The sequence below is a fragment of the Streptomyces sp. CB02009 genome (assembly GCF_001905825.1).
GTDB lineage: Bacteria > Actinomycetota > Actinomycetes > Streptomycetales > Streptomycetaceae > Streptomyces.
Genome location: NZ_LIVV01000009.1, coordinates 400,644 through 419,031, shown reverse-complemented (window position 1 = coordinate 419,031; position 18,388 = coordinate 400,644). Strand labels below are relative to the sequence as shown.

At 71.5% G+C, this 18,388-nt stretch carries 18 protein-coding genes; 12 read left to right on the top strand and 6 right to left on the bottom strand.

Annotated features, from left to right (window positions below):
• Positions 1–2: 2 nt before the first annotated feature.
• On the bottom strand, positions 3–971 hold the full coding sequence (locus tag AMK27_RS32580) for a helix-turn-helix domain-containing protein (protein WP_073916400.1): 969 nt from the start codon (positions 969–971) through the stop codon (positions 3–5).
• Between the two features lie 80 nt (positions 972–1,051).
• On the opposite strand from AMK27_RS32580, the gene AMK27_RS32575 reads away from it, so the two are divergent.
• Positions 1,052–1,654: a TIGR03086 family metal-binding protein gene (locus tag AMK27_RS32575; RefSeq protein WP_073916395.1), complete on the top strand. Its 603-nt coding sequence runs from the start codon at positions 1,052–1,054 to the stop codon at positions 1,652–1,654.
• Positions 1,655–1,670: 16 nt separating this feature from the next.
• On the opposite strand, the gene AMK27_RS32570 is transcribed toward AMK27_RS32575, so the two are convergent.
• Complete coding sequence (locus AMK27_RS32570; protein WP_073916393.1) at positions 1,671–1,913, bottom strand: hypothetical protein; 243 nt, start codon at positions 1,911–1,913, stop codon at positions 1,671–1,673.
• 264 nt (positions 1,914–2,177) lie between these two features.
• On the opposite strand from AMK27_RS32570, the gene AMK27_RS32565 reads away from it, so the two are divergent.
• A complete protein-coding gene (locus AMK27_RS32565) occupies positions 2,178–3,038 on the top strand; it encodes an ABC transporter substrate-binding protein (protein WP_073916390.1) in 861 nt (286 codons plus the stop codon).
• An 81-nt stretch (positions 3,039–3,119) separates the two neighbouring features.
• On the opposite strand, the gene AMK27_RS32560 is transcribed toward AMK27_RS32565, so the two are convergent.
• On the bottom strand, positions 3,120–3,539 hold the full coding sequence (locus AMK27_RS32560; RefSeq protein WP_073916633.1) for a MerR family transcriptional regulator: 420 nt from the start codon (positions 3,537–3,539) through the stop codon (positions 3,120–3,122).
• Between the two features lie 125 nt (positions 3,540–3,664).
• Between AMK27_RS32560 and AMK27_RS32555 the strand changes: the two genes are divergently transcribed.
• Positions 3,665–5,638, top strand: coding sequence for an APC family permease (locus AMK27_RS32555; RefSeq protein WP_073916387.1), 1,974 nt, complete (start codon positions 3,665–3,667; stop codon positions 5,636–5,638).
• A 50-nt stretch (positions 5,639–5,688) separates the two neighbouring features.
• On the opposite strand, the gene AMK27_RS32550 is transcribed toward AMK27_RS32555, so the two are convergent.
• Positions 5,689–6,330: a hypothetical protein gene (locus AMK27_RS32550; RefSeq protein WP_073916384.1), complete on the bottom strand. Its 642-nt coding sequence runs from the start codon at positions 6,328–6,330 to the stop codon at positions 5,689–5,691.
• Between the two features lie 230 nt (positions 6,331–6,560).
• On the opposite strand from AMK27_RS32550, the gene hemL reads away from it, so the two are divergent.
• The 8 genes from hemL (at position 6,561) to AMK27_RS32510 (ending at position 15,082) form a co-directional block, all read left to right on the top strand.
• Positions 6,561–7,907: a glutamate-1-semialdehyde 2,1-aminomutase gene (gene hemL, locus AMK27_RS32545; RefSeq protein WP_073916380.1), complete on the top strand. Its 1,347-nt coding sequence runs from the start codon at positions 6,561–6,563 to the stop codon at positions 7,905–7,907.
• The gene (locus AMK27_RS32540) at positions 7,904–8,608 is read left to right on the top strand and encodes a histidine phosphatase family protein (protein ID WP_073916378.1); all 705 of its coding nucleotides are present in this window, start codon (positions 7,904–7,906) and stop codon (positions 8,606–8,608) included. Before hemL ends, AMK27_RS32540 begins: the two co-directional genes overlap by 4 nt.
• Before the next feature lie 315 nt (positions 8,609–8,923).
• Complete coding sequence (locus tag AMK27_RS32535; RefSeq protein WP_073916630.1) at positions 8,924–10,201, top strand: hypothetical protein; 1,278 nt, start codon at positions 8,924–8,926, stop codon at positions 10,199–10,201.
• Between the two features lie 98 nt (positions 10,202–10,299).
• On the top strand, positions 10,300–10,905 hold the full coding sequence (locus tag AMK27_RS32530; RefSeq protein ID WP_073916375.1) for a TlpA family protein disulfide reductase: 606 nt from the start codon (positions 10,300–10,302) through the stop codon (positions 10,903–10,905).
• A gap of 4 nt (positions 10,906–10,909) precedes the next feature.
• Positions 10,910–11,647, top strand: a complete 738-nt coding sequence (locus AMK27_RS32525; RefSeq protein WP_073916373.1) for a cytochrome c biogenesis CcdA family protein — start codon at positions 10,910–10,912, stop codon at positions 11,645–11,647.
• Positions 11,648–11,652: 5 nt separating this feature from the next.
• On the top strand, positions 11,653–13,431 hold the full coding sequence (resB, locus tag AMK27_RS32520; RefSeq protein WP_073916370.1) for a cytochrome c biogenesis protein ResB: 1,779 nt from the start codon (positions 11,653–11,655) through the stop codon (positions 13,429–13,431).
• A complete protein-coding gene (gene ccsB, locus AMK27_RS32515) occupies positions 13,428–14,516 on the top strand; it encodes a c-type cytochrome biogenesis protein CcsB (RefSeq protein ID WP_073916367.1) in 1,089 nt (362 codons plus the stop codon). Before resB ends, ccsB begins: the two co-directional genes overlap by 4 nt.
• A gap of 32 nt (positions 14,517–14,548) precedes the next feature.
• Positions 14,549–15,082, top strand: a complete 534-nt coding sequence (locus AMK27_RS32510; RefSeq protein ID WP_073916364.1) for an SRPBCC domain-containing protein — start codon at positions 14,549–14,551, stop codon at positions 15,080–15,082.
• 16 nt (positions 15,083–15,098) lie between these two features.
• Here AMK27_RS32510 and AMK27_RS32505 read toward each other — a convergent pair whose 3' ends face one another.
• Complete coding sequence (locus AMK27_RS32505; protein ID WP_079188658.1) at positions 15,099–16,067, bottom strand: AraC-like ligand-binding domain-containing protein; 969 nt, start codon at positions 16,065–16,067, stop codon at positions 15,099–15,101.
• Between the two features lie 220 nt (positions 16,068–16,287).
• Here AMK27_RS32505 and AMK27_RS32500 point away from each other — a divergent pair, with 220 nt between their 5' ends.
• Complete coding sequence (locus AMK27_RS32500; protein ID WP_073916361.1) at positions 16,288–16,797, top strand: peptidoglycan-binding domain-containing protein; 510 nt, start codon at positions 16,288–16,290, stop codon at positions 16,795–16,797.
• 17 nt (positions 16,798–16,814) lie between these two features.
• Here AMK27_RS32500 and AMK27_RS32495 read toward each other — a convergent pair whose 3' ends face one another.
• On the bottom strand, positions 16,815–18,386 hold the full coding sequence (locus tag AMK27_RS32495) for a hypothetical protein (protein ID WP_073916358.1): 1,572 nt from the start codon (positions 18,384–18,386) through the stop codon (positions 16,815–16,817).
• Between the last annotated feature and the right edge of the window lie 2 nt (positions 18,387–18,388).

Below are 18,388 nucleotides of genomic sequence, written 5' to 3'. Positions count from 1 at the left end.
GGTCAGGGCACTGACACTCCCCGGGCGTACGCCGTCGGCGGCACCCCGATCGTCGCCGTGAACTCCCGTACGAGATGGGCCTGGTCGCTGTAGCCCAGCTCCACCGCCAGGGCCGCCCAGTCCGGACCGCCCGCCGGGTCCGCGGCCTCGGCGCGCTCCAGGGCCTCGTGGATGCGGTAGCGCAGGATCACCCACTTCGGGCCGACGCCGACATGGCGCGCGAACAGGCGCTGCAGCGAGCGCGCCGACAGGCCGGACGCCGCGACCAGTTGGGCCACCTTGCGGATCGTGCGGTCCCCTCGGACCAGGTCCACCAGCTCCATGGCCCGGTCGGCGTCCGGATCGGGCGCGGGGCCGTGGGCGAGCAGGAAGGCGTCGAGCGCCGCCACGCGCGCGTGGTCGGTGTCGGGGGAGAGGACGGCGGACAGGAGGCCGGGGTCCGTGGCCGGGTGGCCCGCCTCCGCCGCGTCGGCATCCGCACCCGCGCCGGCACCGGCATCCGCACCCGTGCCTGCGCCGGCACCCGCGCCCGTGCCCGCGCCCGTGCCCGTGCCCGCGTCAGGAAAGACCTCCGCCAGCGGGACCCGGCGGCCCGTCCAGGCCGACACGGGCCACGCGGGCGCGAAGGGGCGGAAGCCGCCGGGGCGGAACTGGATCCCGCAGACCCGGCCCGCCTCCGTCAGCTTCTGGGTGAACAGGCCGAGCCCGATCCCGGAGACCTCGGCGGACGCGCGCGCGTCCGCGGCCGGGGCGCCGAGGGCCCCGTACCGCTGGAAGACGATGTTCATCGACGGGTGCGGGACGACATGGCTCGCGTACGGCTCCGGCAGCTCCCAGTCGATCAGCCAGTAGTGCTCCAGATAGGGCCGCAGCTCCGGCGCCGGGGTGTGGCGGCGGAAGCGGACGCGGGAGAGCAGTTCGGCGGGGTCGACGATGCCGCGGGTGTCCTTGCGGGGAGCGGGGTCCGACATGCTCCGATGCTAGGTGCGGAATCCCGCCCTGGCGTGTTTCTTCAAGACGGGGCCGGGCAGCCTCTCCTAACGTCGCTCCCATGACGAACGAGGACCCGCTCCGTACCGGTGCCCCGCCCCGCATCGGTGACCTGCTCCGTAGCGCCGCCGCGCAGGCGACACCCCTGGTCAGGGGCATCGCCGACGACTCGCTCGGCGCGCCCACGCCCTGCGCCGAGTACGACGTGCGCGCCCTGCTGAACCACCTTCTCGGCGTCGTCGTCCACTTCCAGGCGCTCGCCGCCAAGCAGTCCGCCGACCTCTCCGCGACCACGGACTGGCTCGCCGACGCCGACTGGCGGGACCGCTTCGAGGCGGAGACCGGGAAGCTCGTCGAGGCCTGGTCGGCGCCCGGGGCCGAGGAGGGCACCACCGGAGGCATGGCCATGCCGGCGCGGACCGTCGGGTCCATGGTGCTGCTCGACCTCACCGTGCACATCTGGGACCTGGCCCGCGCCACCGGGCGGAGCTTCACCCCCGACCCGGGCGTGGTCGACGGGCTCGTCGACGAGGTGGAGCGGATGGCGCCCATGGCCCGGAAGATGGGCGTCTTCGGGGAGGCCGTCGAGCTGCCCGGCGACACCACCGCCTTCGAGCGGCTGCTCGCGACGACCGGCCGCGATCCGCGCGCCTGGGAGGCCTGAGGCCGGTCCGCGACGCTCAGCGCAGACGGCCCGCCGACCCCGGGGAGAGCCGCGAGACGACCTGGCCGAAGGCGTGCTCCTCCGCGGGCGTCAGCGGTATCGACTCCTGCGGATGCCAGACCCGCTCCAGCGGGGTGCGCGCCTTGTCGCGCCGGGCGCGGGCCCGCAGGCCGAGCGAGAGCCACACCACCGTCGAGACGGCGAGCAGGCCGAAGAGCGTGATCACACGGGGGTCGGAGAACTGGCCGGGGAAGGACATGACTCACTCCAGGGCGTGAGGGCCGCCCGACACCGCGCCCCGGCAGGGGGCGCGGGAGGCGAGGACCCGACTGTTTCTACTGCTTCCTCCCGACCTGTTCAGTTAACACCACCCTGGGGGACTTTCGGCAGGGGGTCCGGGACCTTGGTCTCGGACCCGGCCGCCCGGTGGCCCGCGCGGCGGGCAGGCCCTCTTGTGCGGGCCGCGGAACCGCTCCAAGGTGCTCGGAAGAGGCACATGTCCGGCCGGGGAGGGAGCAGCCGTATGTCCGGGACGCAGGCATGGGGATTCACGGACGACAGAGGTACGGAGCTGGGGGCGGCCCGCGTACCGCGGCGGGTGGTCGCGTACGTGCGGGCCGGGTCGGCCCTGTGCGACCTGGGCGTGACGCCGGTCGCGGTGTACGGCTCCGGGCACGACGGGGAGGTTCTCGACCCGGCGAAGGAGGGCGGGCTGACGGCGGCCGCGGTGACCTACCTCGGGCCGGGCCGCGTCCTGGACGAGGGGCTGCTGCGGGAGCTGCGGCCGGACGTGATCGTCGACGTGACGTACGACGGGAAGAGCCCCTACGCACTCGACGAGGCCGTCGCCGAACGGCTCGGGGTGCCGCTCGTCGCGCTCTCCGTCGGCAACGAGCTCAGCCTGCCGGCCATCCTCGACCGGTTCGGCGCGCTGGCGGCGAGTCTGGGGGCGGCGCCGGTCGACGGGACGGCCGACGGGACGGCCGACGGGGGTTCCCCGGCCGATCTCCGGGCCGCCGAGGACGAGCTCCGGGCGGTGGCCGCGCGGACCGGGCTCGGGGTGCTCGCCCTCTCCGGGGCCGGCCCCGACCAGGTGCACCTCGCCCGGCCGCTCGCCTGGCCGGAACTGGCCAGGCTCGCCGAGCTCGGCGTCCGGCTCGTCGATCCGGGCCCGGGGCCCGGCGCCAACTGGCTCACCGGCGACTGGGGCCGGGCCGCGGAGCTCCGGCCCGATCTGGTCCTCTTCGACAGCAGGGCGCACGCCACGGCGCCGGACGGGGCCCTGTCGGGCGTCCGGTTCACGCCGTGGAACCCGGAGACCCCGCCCAGCCCGGCGGCGTACGCGCGCTTCTTCCGCGCGGTGGCCGGAGCGCTCGCGGACTGAGCCGGGGAGCGTCCGCGGGCCGGTCGGCGTCCGGTCGGGCGCGCGGGCGGCGCGGGCTGCATGCCCGGGCCCGCCCCGCCCTCAGGCCGGAGCCGCCGTGAGGCGGGTCCGGCGGAGGGAGTCGGCGAACTCCTCGGCGCGGGAGAGCTGGGCCCGCAGTTCGGCGACCCGTTCCGCGGCGGCCTGCTCGTAGCCGCGGACGCGGGCCACCAGCGCGGCCCGCTCGTCCGGGTCGAGCTCGGTGTCCGTGCCCGGGCGCTCGGCCGCCAGCAGGTCCACGGCCCTGAGGAGTTCGCGGGTCTCGTCGAGGGTGAAGCCGAGCGGCTTCATGCGGCGGACGACCATCAGCCGGGACACGTCCGCGTCCGTGTAGAGCGGGAACCCGCCGGGCGAGGCGGCGGACGGGACGACCAGGCCGTTGTCCTCGTACTGCCGGATCGTGCGCAGGGACAGTTCGGTCCGTGCCGCGACCTCGCCGATCTGCATGGGCTCGCCGGCGATCCGCATTCCTCGTACTCCGCTCACGCGTCAGGTCCTTCCTCGGACGGGGTTCCCACCGGGCGTACGGGTCCCCACAGGGCGCGGCGTCCGCGCATTACATACCATTCGTCCTAACTTCAGCACTTATGAGAGCTGGAAGTGCGGCGAAACGCCTGCTCGTAGGTCGTCCGTTGGACAGTGGCCGGCTCGGGGAGACCCTGCTGCCGAAGCGGGTCGCCCTGCCGATCTTCTGCAGCGACCCGCTCTCCTCGGTCGCGTACGCCACCGAGGAGATCCTGCTGATCCTGGCCCTGGGCGGCCTCGCCGTGCTCCATCTGGCCTGGTACGCGGCGGTCGGCATCGTGATCCTGCTCCTGGTCGTCGTCGCCTCGTACCGGCAGACCTGCTACGCCTATCCGGGCGGCGGCGGGGCCTATGTCGTCTCCGCCGAGAACCTCGGGCAGACCGCCGCGCTCACTGCCGCGTCCGCGCTGCTGATCGACTACGTGATGACCGTCGCCGTCTCCGTCGTCTCCGGGGTCGCCGCCATCACCTCGGCCGTCCCCTCGCTCGACGGGCACGCCGTGGCCCTGTCGGTGTTCTTCGTGGCCGTGCTGGCCTGGCTGAACCTGCGCGGGGTGCGGGAGTCGGGGCGCTGGTTCGCCCTCCCGACGTACGCCTTCATCGCGGTGATCTATCTGATGTTCGCGGTGGCGGCGGTACGGATGGCGACCGGTGCGACGATCCGGGCCGAGTCCGCCGACCTGCCGGTCGAGGCGGTCTCCACCTACTCGGGGATCGCGCTCGTGCTGCTCGCGCTGCGCGCCTTCGCCTCCGGCTGCACCGCGCTGACCGGTGTCGAGGCCGTCAGCAACGGGGTCCCGGCGTTCGCCAAGCCCAAGAGCCGCAACGCGGCGATGACGCTGGCGATCATGGGCGGGCTGTCCGTGACCATGTTCTTCGGGATCACCGTGCTCGCGATGGTCTACGAGGTGCACGTCGCCGAGGACCCCACCGAGCTCGGGCTCCCGCCCGGCACGCCGACGTCCACCGCGCTGGCGCAGATCGGACGGGCCACCTTCGGCGACTGGCACGTCCTCTTCTACGCGCTCCAGGCCGTCACCGCGGGTGTCCTGATCCTGGCGGCCAACACCGCCTTCAACGGCTTCCCGATGCTCGCGTCCGTCCTCGGCCGCGACCGCTACGCGCCCCGCCAGCTCTTCCACCGCGGCGACCGGCTCGTCTACTCCAACGGCATCGTCCTTCTCGCGCTCGCCGCGATCGTCCTCATCGTCGCCTTCGACGCGCAGCTGACCCGCCTGATCCAGCTGTACATCATCGGCGTCTTCGTCTCCTTCACCCTGTCCCAGGCCGGCATGGTCAAGCACTGGCGGCGAGAACTCGCCACACCCGCGGGCGCCGCCGACCGCCACAACATCCACCGCCGTCTCGCGATCAACGCCTTCGGCGCCTGTCTGACGGCGGTCGTCCTCGTCATCGTCCTGATCACCAAGTTCACCCACGGCGCCTGGATCGTCGTGATCGCGATGCCGGTGCTCTTCGCCGGGATGAAGGGGGTGCGGCGGCACTACGACGCCGTCGCCGCCGAGGTGGCCGTCGGCCCCGGCGAGCGGCCCCGCGTCCTCGCCGGCAACCACGTCCTCGTCCTGGTGGCCTCCGTGAACGCGCCCAGCCTCCGGGCCCTGTCGTACGCGAAGACCCTGCGCGGCACCTCGCTGACGGCGGTGACCGTCGCCGAGGACCCGGGGGAGGTGGAACTGCTCCGCGCGACCTGGGAGGCGCACGGCATCGACGTACCGCTGCGGGTGCTGAGCTCCCCGTACCGCTCGATCGTCCAGCCGGTCCTGCGGCACGTCCGGGAGGCGCCGGAGCGGACGGGGGACTCGGTGGTCTCGGTGGTCATCCCCGAGTACGTGGTGGGTCACTGGTGGGAGCAGCCGCTCCACAACCAGAGCGCGCTGCGGCTCAAGACCCGGCTGCTGTTCATGAAGAACGTCGTCGTCATCGACGTGCCGTACCGGCTCGCCTCGGCCCGGGAGCTGGCCGCCGAGCGCGCGAGGGCGGCGGACGCCGCGAAGGCGGCCGAGGACCGGACCTGACGGAGGGCCGGTCCCCCCGCCGGCACCGACGGCCAGTCTCTTCCGAAGGCCTAGGGCCACACCAGGCAGTACGGCTGGTGGCCCGCCTCGTGGAGGCGGACCGAGAAGTCCTGCCACTCGTGGAGAAGCTGGTAGACGTCGAAGGCGTCGCGCGGTCCGCCGCGGTCCGGGACCGTGGACCAGATGAACGCGGCGGCGCCGACCGACTCCTCGCCGATCGCGCGCAGCGGGTCGACCACGGTCATCGGCAGCTTCACCACGGCGTAGTCCGGGTGCAGGACGACCAGCTCCAGCGGCGGCACCTTGTTCAGGGGCATGCCCTGGATGCCGGTGAGGACCATGGCCGCTATGGTCTCCGGCTTGATCTTGGTGAACATGCCGCCCATGCCGAGCTCGTCGCCGCCGAGTTCCTCGGGGCGCATCGAGATCGGGACGCGGGCCGCCGTGGCGCCGTCGGGCGCGCCGAAGTACTTGTACGTCACCCCCAACCGGCCACTCCCGCTCGCGCTTCCGCCGGCCGGATCTCCCGGAGGGCCCGAGGTGTCGGGGATGCCGGGAATGCCTGGAGTGCTGGGACCGCCCTGGCTTCCCGAGGCCGAGTCCTCGCTCCGCCGGCGCCGGTGCCTGCCCCGGCGGGCAGACTCCGGACCCAGATCGTCCGTCCCCTCGCCCGGTCCGCCACCGCGATGCATATCTCCACCCGACTGCTTTTTCTCGGCAACACGACCCCGCCGCGCAACCCGATCATCGTGTCAGTGACCTCCCCCGCGTTCGTACGGTGAAACACCTGTCCGCAAGAACGCCGTGGCCTCTGACACCATGGATTCCGTGAGCCATCCCTATGACGCCCCAGTTTCGCAGACGCGGAGGGCGAACGCCCCGGCGTAATACTCAGGATGTCCACGCCCTCCCTCTGTCCCCGATGTCGTGCCCGAAGTCGCTCTCGCAGGTCAGGATCACAGTGCCGTATTCATACGAAGCCCCAGTCTCACAGACGCTTTTCGACCGCGCTTCCCTCGTGACGCCCGGCGGCGTGAACTCACCGGTGCGTGCCTTCCGGGCCGTGGGCGGTACGCCCCGGTTCATGGTGTCCGGTTCCGGCCCCTACCTCACCGACGCGGACGGTCGTGAGTACGTCGACCTGGTGTGCTCGTGGGGTCCGATGATCCTCGGCCACGCGCACCCCGAGGTCACCGCCGCGGTGCAGCAGGCCGTGGCCCGCGGCACCTCCTTCGGTACGCCGGGCGAGGGCGAGGTGGCGCTCGCCGAGGAGATCGTGGCGCGCGTCGAGCCGGTCGAGCAGGTCCGGCTCGTCTCCTCGGGGACCGAGGCCACGATGTCCGCGATCCGGCTCGCCCGCGGGTTCACCGGCCGCGCCAAGGTCGTCAAGTTCGCCGGCTGCTACCACGGCCACGTGGACGCGCTGCTCGCCGCGGCCGGTTCCGGTGTCGCCACGCTGGGGCTTCCCGACACGCCCGGTGTGACCGGCGCCCAGGCCGGGGACACGATCGTGCTCCCCTACAACGACCTGGAGGCCGTCCGGGCCGCGTTCGCCGCGCACCCGGGCGAGATCGCCTGTGTGATCACCGAGGCCTCGCCCGGCAACATGGGCGTCGTGCCGCCGGCCGCCGGCTTCAACCAGGGGCTCGCGGACCTGTGCCGGGAGAACGGCGCGCTGTACATCTCCGACGAGGTGATGACCGGATTCCGTACGTCGAAGGCCGGCTGGTACGGCGTCGACGGCGTCAAGGCCGACCTGCTGACCTTCGGCAAGGTCATGGGCGGCGGCTTCCCGGCCGCCGCGTTCGGCGGCCGCGCCGACGTCATGGGGCACCTCGCCCCGGCCGGCCCGGTCTACCAGGCGGGCACCCTCTCCGGTAACCCGATCGCGACGGCCGCCGGGCTCGCGCAGCTGCGGCTGCTCGACGACGCGGCGTACGAGAAGGTGAACGCGGTCTCGGCGGAGATCCAGGGCCTGGTCACCGCCGCGCTGGCCAAGGAGGGCGTGGCGCACCGGCTGCAGACCGCGTCCAACATGTTCTCGGTCTTCTTCACCGCCGACGAGGTGCGGAACTACGACGAGGCGAAGCAGCAGGAGGCCTTCCGCTTCAACGCCTTCTTCCACTCGATGCTGGCCGACGGTGTCTACCTGCCGCCGTCCGCCTTCGAGTCCTGGTTCGTGTCGGCCGCGCACGACGAGCGGGCGATCGAGCGGATCGCCGCCGCCCTGCCGGCCGCCGCCCGCGCCGCCGCGGAGGCGACGGCATGAGCGACGCCACCGCCAGCGCCGAGAACGGCCAGGACATCACCGTCGTCCATCTGATGCGGCACGGCGAGGTGCACAACCCCGACGGCGTCCTCTACGGGCGCCGCGCCGGCTACCACCTCTCCGAGCTCGGCCGGCAGATGGCGGACCGGGTCGCGGAGAGCCTGGCCGACCGGGACATCACGTACGTCGTCGCCTCCCCGCTGGAGCGGGCGCAGGAGACGGCGACGCCGGTCGCCAAGGCGCACGGCCTGGACCTGGTCACGGACGAGCGGCTCATCGAGGCGGCGAACGTCTTCGAGGGCAAGACGTTCGGCGTCGGTGACGGGGCGCTGCGCAAGCCGGGGAACTGGAAGCACCTGACGAACCCGTTCCAGCCGTCCTGGGGCGAGCCGTACGTCGAGCAGGTCGTCCGGATGATGGGGGCGCTCGACGCGGCGAAGGACGCGGCCCGGGGGCACGAGGCGGTGCTGGTCAGCCACCAGCTGCCGATCTGGATCGTCCGCAGCTTCGTGGAGAAGCGCCGGCTCTGGCACGATCCGCGGCGGCGCCAGTGCACGCTCGCCTCGCTGACCTCGTTCACGTACCGGGGCGACAAGATCGTCTCGGTCGGCTACAGCGAGCCGGCCCGTGATCTCGTTCCGGCGCATCTGCTCGCGGGCGCGAAGCCGGTCAAGGGAAAGTCGAAGGCTTTCGGAGCGTAGGCCTTCCCCGGGATCCTCCCCGGGATCTTCCCCGGAGTCCCCGGAATCTTCCTCAGAGTCCCCGGAGTCTCCCGCGGAGTGTGTCCGCGGGGAGTCTCCTGTAGTCCTTCGGTGAAGGATTTCGTCCCCGCTGGACAGTGCGGGAGTCGGCGGTCCACAGTTCAGGGCGGTCGGGTGGTGTTCATGCCAACCGACCGCCCTGAAATTTTTGTGCGATTTCCCGGAACCTCCGTGTTCCTCCCGGCATCTCACTCATTGTCGGATTGGATGACGTTTCGTTAATACGTCAGCGCGAATGGGGATGGCATGCGCGGGATGAGTGGGATCAGTCGAAGGGGGCTGCTCGGGGCGGGCGTTGGTGTCGCGGCGGCGATGGGTGTCGCCGCGTGCAGCAACGGCAATCAGGACAAGTCGGGGCGTTCCGGACCCGGCAAGGGGGGTGACGTCTCGGCGGAGCCGAGCACGGGCACCCCGACCAAGGACGACGTGAAGCCCATCGGCGACGGTTCCACCGCCGACACCGGAAAGCAGCCGCACCAGCCCGACGCCCCCGTCCCGCTCGAACCCGGCCAGACCCCGCCCCAGTTCGTGATCTTCTCCTGGGACGGTGCGGGCGAGGTCGGCAACGGCCTGTTCCCGCGCTTCCTCGAACTCGCCAAGAACCACGACGCGGCGATGACCTTCTTCCTCTCCGGGATCTACCTCCTCCCCGAGTCGAAGAAGAACCTCTACCGCCCGCCGAACAACCGCGTCGGCGCCTCGGACATCGGGTACCTCACCGACGGCCACATCAAGGACACCCTGAAGTACGTCCGGCAGGCCTGGCTCGACGGCCACGAGATCGGCACCCACTTCAACGGCCACTTCTGCGGCGGCTCCGGCTCCGTGGGCAACTGGACCCCGGCCCAGTGGCAGAGCGAGATCGACCAGGCCGTGAAGTTCGTCACCGAGTGGAAGACGAACAGCGGCTGGACCGACCTCGACCCGCTGCCCTTCGACTACTCCAAGGAACTCGTCGGCGGCCGCACGCCCTGCCTGCTCGGCCAGGACAACCTGCTGCCCACCGCCAAGCGGCTCAACTGGCGCTACGACGCCAGCTCGCCCGGCGGCCGGCAGATGTGGCCCACCAAGCGCCAGGGCATCTGGGACCTCCCGCTGCAGGCCGTGCCCTTCCCCGGGCACTCCTTCGAGGTCCTGTCGATGGACTACAACATGCTCGCCAACCAGTCGAAGAACACGACGAAGGGCATGCCCTCGCGCTACCCGGGCTGGCGCAAGCAGGCCACCGAGGCGCTGCTCGGCGGCTTCACGCGCGCGTACGAGTCGAACCGCGCGCCCTTCTTCATCGGCAACCACTTCGAGCAGTGGAACGGCGGCATCTACATGGACGCCGTCGAGGACGCGCTCAAGGGCATGGCCGGCAAGAAGGACGTCCGGCTCGTCTCCTTCCGGCAGTTCGTCGACTGGCTCGACGTCCAGGACCCGAAGATCCTCCAGAAGCTGCGCTCGCTGGAGGTGGGACAGAAGCCGGCCGGCGGCTGGAACGCCTTCCTCAGGCCCGCGGCGACGGCCTCGTCGACCCCGTCCGCATAGTCGTCCGCCGTGTCCGCTTAGACGATCTTGACAAGGGGCTTTACGGGCACGTAGGGGGGTGCCCAAGATCCCCCAAACGCCCATGCGAAACTTTTCACATGAGCCTTAGCCGTGCCCCTCGACGCACCCTGCTCGCCGTCGGAGTGCTGACCGCCGCCCTCACGCTCTCGGCCTGCGGCGACGACAGCAACGGCAAGTCCGGCGGCGGTGGCAACACCAACTTCGTGACCAACACGGGCGGTATCGCCACCGCGGCCAAGGGCGAGCGCGCCGCCACCGGGGAACTCGCGGGCGAGACCCTCGACGGCAAGCAGCTCGACGTCGCGGACCTCAAGGGCAAGGTCGTCGTCCTCAACGCGTGGGGCTCCTGGTGCGCCCCGTGCCGCGCCGAGGCCCCGCACTTCGCGAAGGTCGCCAAGGACCTGGAGGGCAAGGGCGTCGCGTTCGTCGGACTCAACACCCGCGACCCCAACAAGCAGCCCGCCCTCGCGTTCGAGGAGGACTACGGGGTCACCTACCCGAGCCTCTACGACCCGCAGGGGAAGCTGATCCTCTTCGGCTTCCCCAAGGGCACGCTCTCCCCGCAGTCCATCCCCTCCACCGTCGTCCTCGACAAGGAGGGCCGGATCGCGGCCCGCTCGCTCATGGCGCTCGACGAGGAGAAGCTGCGGTCGATGATCGACCCCCTCCTCAAGGAGAAGTGAGCCGGTGAACGAGACCGTCACCAGCGGAGCCCTGCTGCTCGCCCTGCCCATCGCGGTGCTCGGCGGGCTCGTCTCCTTCTTCTCGCCGTGCGTCCTCCCGCTCGTCCCCGGCTACCTGAGCTACGTCACCGGGGTCACCGGCACCGACCTCGCCGAGAGCCGCCGGGGCCGGATGACCGCCGGGGCGGTCCTCTTCGTCGTCGGCTTCTCCGCCGTGTTCGTGTCCGGCGGGGCCCTCTTCGGCTACTTCGGGTCGACCCTCCTGAAGTACCGGGAGGGGCTCACCACGGTCCTCGGCGTGCTCATGATCCTCATGGGCGTCTTCTTCCTCGGCCTGCTGCCCTGGTTCACCCAGCGCGAGTTCCGCTTCCACAAGAAGCCCGTCGCCGGACTCGTCGGCGCTCCGCTGCTCGGCGCGCTCTTCGGCATCGGCTGGGCGCCGTGCATCGGCCCGACCCTCGCCTCGGTGCAGGCGCTCGCCTTCCAGGAGGCCAGCGCCGGACGCGGGGCGATACTCGCCACCGCGTACTGCCTGGGCCTCGGCGTGCCGTTCGTGCTCGCCGCCCTCGCCTTCCGCAAGGCCCTCGGGGCGTTCGGGTGGGTCAAGCAGCACTACGCGTGGGTCATGCGGATCGGTGGCGGCATGATGGTCGTCACCGGTGTCCTGCTCCTCACGGGCGCGTGGGACAGCATGGTCGCCACGATGCAGGGCTGGTCCAGCGGTTTCACGGTGGGGATCTGAGTTCCATGAGCACGACCGACACGTCCGGTACGACGGACACCTCCGGTACGACGGAACAGCAGGAGAACCTCGGTGCGGCCGGGGCCCAGCTGTCCACCGCACCCCTCGACGACCGCGCCGAGCCGCCGGTCGTCGGCGGCCCGACCCTCGGCGTCATCGGCTGGATCCGCTGGTTCTGGCGGCAGCTGACCTCCATGAGGGTCGCGCTGATCCTGCTCTTCATGCTCTCGCTCGGCGCCGTCCCCGGCTCCCTCATCCCGCAGACCAGCGTGGACGAGATCAAGGCGCAGGCCTTCAAGGACGCCCACAAGACGCTGACGCCGCTGTACGAGAAGCTCCAGTTCTTCGACGTCTACAGCTCCGTGTGGTTCTCCGCGATCTACATCCTGCTGTTCGTCTCCCTCATCGGCTGCATCGTGCCCCGCAGCTGGCAGTTCGTCGGCCAGCTCCGCAGCCGCCCGCCGGGCGCCCCCAAGCGCCTCGACCGGCTTCCCGCGTCCACCACGTGGCGCACCACGGCCGAGCCCGAGCAGGTCCGGGCCGCCGCGCTCACCCTCCTCAAGGGACGCCGCTTCCGCGCCCACACGGCGGGCGACGCGATCGCCGCCGAGAAGGGCTACCTGCGCGAGGCCGGCAACCTGGCCTTCCACGTCGCCCTGATCGTCATGCTCGTCGCCTTCGCCTGGGGCCAGCTCTTCAAGTCCGAGGGCGGCAAGCTGATCGTCGAGGGCGACGGCTTCTCCAACACGCTCACCCAGTACGACGACTTCAAGTCGGGCTCCCAGTTCGGCATCGACGAGCTGGAGCCGTTCAGCTTCAAGCTCGACGCCTTCGACGGCACGTACGAGAAGAACGGCCCCCAGCGCGGCACGCCCCGCACCTTCGAGGCGAAGGTCTCGTACTCGCAGGGCGGCGCCGACAAGAAGGCCGTCATCCGCGTCAACGAGCCGCTCAAGGTGGGCGACTCCAAGGTCTACCTGATCGCCCACGGCTACGCGCCCGTCGTCACAGTCAAGGACGGCCGCGGCAAGGTCGTCTTCCACGGCGCCGTGCCGCTGCTCCCCATCGACAACAACATCACGTCCACCGGCGCCATCAAGGTGATGGACGGCTACCGCGACAAGAACGGCAAGAAGGAGCAGCTGGGCTTCCAGGCCTTCTTCGTGCCGACGTTCGCGGGCAAGGGCGCGGGCACGATGTTCTCGCAGTTCCCGGGTCTGGACTTCCCCGTCATGGCGCTCACCGGGTTCCACGGCGACCTGCGGGTCGACTCCGGTCTTCCGCAGAACGTGTACCAGCTCGACAAGTCCAAGCTGAAGCAGTTCACGGACGCGTCCGGCAACAAGCTCGCCCAGCGGCTGCTGCCCGGCGAGGAGATGAAGCTCCCCGACGGCGCCGGCTCGATCACGTTCGAGAAGGACGTCAAGGAGTGGGCGAGCTTCCAGATCTCGCAGCAGCCCGGCAACGGGCTCGCCCTCGCGGGCGCGATCGCCGCGATCGCCGGTCTGACCGGCTCGCTCTTCATCCAGCGGCGCAGGATCTGGGTCCGGGCCGTGCGCGGTGAGGACGGCGTGACCGTCGTCGAGATGGCCGGCCTGGGCCGCAGCGAGTCCGCGAAGCTGCCGGAGGAGCTGGGCGACCTCGCGGTCGCGCTCACGGCGGACGCGCCCCCGGCGCCGGACGCCGGCCCCGAGACCGAGTCCCACGCCGATCCGGAAGCCGCGCCGGAACCCGCGGAAGAACCCGCAGAAGACCCCGCCCCTTCTGGAGAGGCCGACAAGTGATCCTCGCCGCCACGACCAACGAGAGCCTGGCGCGGATGAGCGACCTGCTCATCTACTCCTCGATGGCCGTCTACACCCTGGCCTTCTTCGCCCACATCGCCGAGTGGGTGCTGGGCAGCCGCAGCAAGGTCGGCCGTACCGCCGCCGCGCTCACCTCCCGGGCATCGGCCGCCGGCTCCGCCGTGACCGTCCAGGTCAAGCAGGCGTCCGGTGGCACGGCCGTCCTGGAGAAGCCGAAGGTCGTCACCCGGTCCGCGGCCGGCACCCGTGACGTCCCGGACGGCCCCGGCGCCGCCGGCGGCACCGCCAAGGGCGATCTGTACGGCCGTATCGCCGTCTCGCTCACCGTCCTCGCCTTCCTGGTCGAGGCGTCGGGCGTGGTCACCCGGGCGCTCTCCGTGCAGCGGGCCCCCTGGGGCAACATGTACGAGTTCTCCACCACCTTCTCGACGGTGGCGGTCGGCGCGTACCTCGGCTTCCTCGTCGCGAAGAAGAACGTGCGCTGGCTCGGCCTGCCGCTGGTCACCACGGTCCTGCTCGACCTGGGCATGGCCACCACCTGGCTGAAGACCCCCAGTGACCAGCTGGTCCCCGCGCTCGACTCGTACTGGCTGTGGATCCACGTCTCCACCGCGATCTTCTGCGGCGCGGTCTTCTACCTGGGCGCCACCGCCACCCTGCTGTACCTCTTCCGCGACTCGTACGAGAACAAGCTCGCGACCGGCGGGAACCCGGGCGCGTTCGCCCGCTCCGTCATGGAGCGGCTGCCGTCGGCGGCCTCGCTGGACAAGTTCTCGTACCGGGTCAACGCGGCGGTCTTCCCGCTCTGGACCTTCACGATCATCGCGGGCGCGATCTGGGCCGGCGACGCGTGGGGCCGCTACTGGGGCTGGGACGCCAAGGAGGTCTGGTCCTTCATCACCTGGGTCGGTTACGCCGCGTACCTGCACGCGCGCGCGACGGCCGGCTGGAAGGGGCGGAAGGCCGCGTACATCGCGCTCATCGCCTTCGGCTGCTTCCTCTTCAACTACTACGGCGTGAACATCTTCGTGAACAGCAAGCACTCCTACGCGGGCGTGGAGTAGCGGGCGAGGGACCCCGGGGCCACCCTGGTGGCATGAGCGAGATACCCCGGGGCAGGTGCGAGACCCACGACGGGGAGGCACAGCTGCTGCGGTTCGCCGTGGAGCTGCCCCATCCGCTGTCCGAGGTCTGGGAGGCCGTCGCCACCCCCGAGGGCCTGGAGGGCTGGCTCTGCGCGGCGGACCCGCTGGAACCCCGGCTCGACGGCCGGGTCACCCTCCGCTGGCTGAACAGTGACTCCGAGGTGTCGGGGCGGGTGACCGCCTGGGACCCCGAGTACGTGGCCGAGTACACGGTCGATCCGACGCACGGACGCATCCGGTTCCATCTGGAACCGGGGGCGCCCGGGGGCGGCGGGTCGACCGTGCTGCGTTTCACGAACGAACTGCGGGCCGACCGGGAGTACCGGCTGGACTGCCTCGCGGGGTGGCACGACCACTTCGAGCGGCTCGCTGCCGCGCTGGACGGGCGCCCGTCGGACTGGACCGCCTGGTCGCCCGAGCGGTGGCAGCACCTGCGCGACCTGTACGAGCGGGACGAGGCGCGCTGGCCCCGTTGGGAGCCCTGAGGCACCGGCCGAGCCGTCATGCCGAGGAGCGGGGGTGGTTCTGATCGCGCCAGGCCCGAGGGGGCATGCCGTACACCTGCCGGAACACCTTGCTGAAGTGGGCCGCGTTCACGAAGCCCCAGCGCCGTCCGATCGCCGCGACGGTCCGCAGGCGGCCGTTCGGCCCGGCCAGTTCCCGCCTGCACTCGGCCAGGCGACGTGTACGGATCCAGTCCCCGAGGCTGATGCCCGAGCGGGACAGCACTGCGTAGAGATGACGCACGGAGATGCCGTGCGCGGCGGCGATCCGGGCCGCTGACAGATCCGGATCGGCCAGGTGCGTCCGGACGTACTGGGTGATCCGCAGGCTGAGTGTCGCCTCCAACGGTCCTCTGGCCAGGGCGGGGTCGCCGTGCCGGGTCGTCAGTGCGGCACGGAGCAGTTCGACGCCCGGTCCCACGACGGCGTCGGCGTGCGCGCCCTGGTGCAGTTCGTCGTCGGCGGCCAGCTGGGAGAAGTAGCCGAAGGCGAGGCGCGCGACGGGGTTGCCGGAGCACAGGGGGACCGCGGTGACATCGCGTAACAGCCGCTCGGGGAGCGCGAGTGCGGCACGGGGCAGACGAAGGAAGTGGTGGTCGACTCCCTCGTCGAAGAGCAGCGTGTAGGGAGCGGCCGATTCGTAGACGGCGAAGTCTCCGGGCCTCAGCAGGCACTCGCGGCCGTTCTGCACCACCAGGCTGGTGCCCGTCATCTGCAGACCGAGGAAGACGGCCGGCTCCTCGTCCTTCCTGGCCAGCCGCGCTGTCCGGTGGATCGTGACCGCGGTCGCCCGCGCCGAGCAGATCGTGAGCGGCCCGACGGAGGCGAGCCCGATGCGAACCGAGAGGTCCTCGGCCGCGGGGCGGTGGTCGATGTCGACCGCCACCACCGATTCCCACACGGCGTGCCGGACCACTTCTTCCCGGTCCCGCGGCGGTACGAACGCGGTGTCCAGCACCGGACTCATGAGGCGGGCCTTCCTGGTGCGGTACGGACGGAGTTCCCTGCGTGTGAAGGACGAACGGACCGTCGCCACGGTTCTCCCCGCGGTGGCGACGGGATCGCTGCGCGTACGGAGAAGTTCCCTGCACGCACGACACAGTGCGATGCCCACGGCGAACCTAGGGTCCGTTGGCGGGGCCGTCACCAGGCCGCGTGACGACCACACCGACCGGAAGGACTGCATCGTGCGACGAGTACCGAGGACGCCCGGCCTGCGGAAGGGGACGAGGGGAGCTCTGGCGCTCCTCTTCACCGCCGGCCTGACCGCCGGCCCGGCGATGACCACGCCCGCCTACGCCGCGTACGGCCCCTGCAACACCACCTCGTGGCGGGACGTGCCCTCCCTCGGCGGAAGCAACGAGTACCGGATCCCGGCCCGCACGGGCAACGGGCTCTCCTGCTACCTGCGCTACTTCGAGGGCGCCGACGCGGCGGTCGAAGAGCTCCAGAAGGCCATCGTCATCTGCTACGGCGGCACATGGGCCTCGGAGCGGATCACCCGGTCCGGTGGCTTCGACGGCGTCTACGGCACGGGCACGGTCGAGGCCGTCGAGTGGCTCCAGAAGAACCGGCTCGGACTCTCCGCCAGCGCCGACGGCGTCTACGGCCCCGAGACCCGCAGCCGCATGCGCTGGCCGCACTACTACGACCGTGGCGCGCTCCTCTACAGCTGCACCAACCCGTCGACGCTCTGACCTGGGGGCCGCGGGGCTCATCCCCGCTTCGGCGGCAGGCAGGAGGCCGACGGCGGTCTGCCCTCCGGCCAGGCGATCTGGACGAAGCGCTGGCTGCCGTCCTGGGCGAGTTCCACGATCGGGACCGCCTTGTTGTAGGGGTTCCCGTAGTTGTCCAGGCAGATCCAGCCGCTCGCCCCCTGCACCCGCAGCGAGCCCTTGACCTGCGGCCACTGGGTGACCACGTCGGCGAGTTCCGGGTACTGCGCGCCCTGCGGGGTCGCCTGGCGGATCGCGTGCACCGCCGTCGCCATCGCGTCGTACGCGACGATCGCCTGGCCGTCCGCGAGCGGCACCGGCTCCTTCGACGCACGGGCGATGTCCGTCACGAAGGTCGAGTACGCCACCACCGAACCGCCCGTCGCCGGGACCTTCCGCCCCGCCCCCGGCTTCCACGCGTCCGGGTGGGCGAGCGCCGCGTACCGCACGGTCAGCTTCGCCTTCAGGGCGCTCCGGTCGAGCTTCTCGTCCGCGCCCAGGTACGAGCCCTCGTCGCCGGTCAGGATCGTGAAGGCGCGGTCGAGGCAGCCGCGCGAGCCGAGCGCGTTGATGAACTGGCGCAGCTGGGTGTGGCGGCCCGCGAAGAAGACCGTCTCGGCGCGGGTGTCGCAGATGAGATGGGTGATCTGCCGGAAGGTGTTGGCGGTGGTGCCCTCGTCGGTGGGGTCGGCGGGCGAGGTGAAGAGCTGCGGCTCGTAGGGCGCGCCCTTGAGGGAGGCGGCGAAGGCGGACTTGAGGGTGTCGGTGTAGTGGTCGCCGCTGCGGGTGTCCTGGACGAGGAGGGCCTTGGCGGCGTCGACGCGGCCGAAGTTCGCGAGGGCCTTGGCCTCGTCGTTGTTGGTGGGGGAGACGCGGGCGAGGCCGGGGTAGCGGTTGTGTCCGGGGCCCGGGCCGTTGGCGATGTCGTCGGCGGTGATGGTGGTGCCGACGACGGCGATCCCGGCGCCGGTGAGGGCGGTCACCGACTCGCGCACCTCGGTGGAGGAGGTGGCGACCCCGGAGACGGCCCGCAGCCGGTCGGGGGCGCCGGTCATGCCGATGAGCCGGTCGACGGTGCCGCGCCAGTGGGCGTTTCCCTTGCCGGTGTTGGCGAGGACGAGGCGGATCTTCGGGGTCTCGCTGTTGGACTCGTGGTTGGCCCGGTACTGGTAGGCGTACGCGCCCTGGACCTCGTGCAGCACCTTGACCCGCATGCCGCTGTCGGTGGAGGTCAGCGGCAGGAGGACGGCGACGGTGGCGTACTCGCCGGGCTTGAGCGAGGCGTTCTCGGCGCCGATGGCCCGGGCGACCTCGGCGAGTTCGGGTATGCCGAAGGCGTGGCCGTCGCCGTTGACGCCGACGCATTCGCCGCTGCCCTCGGGTCTCTCGACCCCCGCGGCGCAGGAACGGTCCTCCGGGGTGGTGATCCGGACGACGGCGTACCCGCCGAGGCCGAGGACGACGGCGGCGGTGACGACGGACGCGACGAGCTTCTGGCGGGGGGTGCGGACGCGGCGCCGCAGCCGGTCGAGCGGTCGGCCGATGCGCGGGGCGGTCGGGCGGTCGGGCATGG

What these genes read in the sequence shown, in the direction of transcription:
- AMK27_RS32510 (WP_073916364.1), top strand. Translation starts at nt 14,549, where the DNA reads ATGAGCGAGATACCCCGGGGCAGGTGCGAGACCCACGACGGGGAGGCA.
- AMK27_RS32550 (WP_073916384.1), bottom strand. Translation starts at nt 6,330, where the DNA reads ATGCATCGCGGTGGCGGACCGGGCGAGGGGACGGACGATCTGGGTCCG.
- AMK27_RS32505 (WP_079188658.1), bottom strand. Translation starts at nt 16,067, where the DNA reads ATGAGTCCGGTGCTGGACACCGCGTTCGTACCGCCGCGGGACCGGGAA.
- AMK27_RS32580 (WP_073916400.1), bottom strand. Translation starts at nt 971, where the DNA reads ATGTCGGACCCCGCTCCCCGCAAGGACACCCGCGGCATCGTCGACCCC.
- AMK27_RS32575 (WP_073916395.1), top strand. Translation starts at nt 1,052, where the DNA reads ATGACGAACGAGGACCCGCTCCGTACCGGTGCCCCGCCCCGCATCGGT.
- hemL (WP_073916380.1), top strand. Translation starts at nt 6,561, where the DNA reads ATGTCGTGCCCGAAGTCGCTCTCGCAGGTCAGGATCACAGTGCCGTAT.
- AMK27_RS32495 (WP_073916358.1), bottom strand. Translation starts at nt 18,386, where the DNA reads ATGCCCGACCGCCCGACCGCCCCGCGCATCGGCCGACCGCTCGACCGG.
- AMK27_RS32565 (WP_073916390.1), top strand. Translation starts at nt 2,178, where the DNA reads ATGTCCGGGACGCAGGCATGGGGATTCACGGACGACAGAGGTACGGAG.
- AMK27_RS32535 (WP_073916630.1), top strand. Translation starts at nt 8,924, where the DNA reads ATGAGTGGGATCAGTCGAAGGGGGCTGCTCGGGGCGGGCGTTGGTGTC.
- AMK27_RS32530 (WP_073916375.1), top strand. Translation starts at nt 10,300, where the DNA reads ATGAGCCTTAGCCGTGCCCCTCGACGCACCCTGCTCGCCGTCGGAGTG.
- AMK27_RS32555 (WP_073916387.1), top strand. Translation starts at nt 3,665, where the DNA reads ATGAGAGCTGGAAGTGCGGCGAAACGCCTGCTCGTAGGTCGTCCGTTG.
- resB (WP_073916370.1), top strand. Translation starts at nt 11,653, where the DNA reads ATGAGCACGACCGACACGTCCGGTACGACGGACACCTCCGGTACGACG.
- AMK27_RS32570 (WP_073916393.1), bottom strand. Translation starts at nt 1,913, where the DNA reads ATGTCCTTCCCCGGCCAGTTCTCCGACCCCCGTGTGATCACGCTCTTC.
- AMK27_RS32540 (WP_073916378.1), top strand. Translation starts at nt 7,904, where the DNA reads ATGAGCGACGCCACCGCCAGCGCCGAGAACGGCCAGGACATCACCGTC.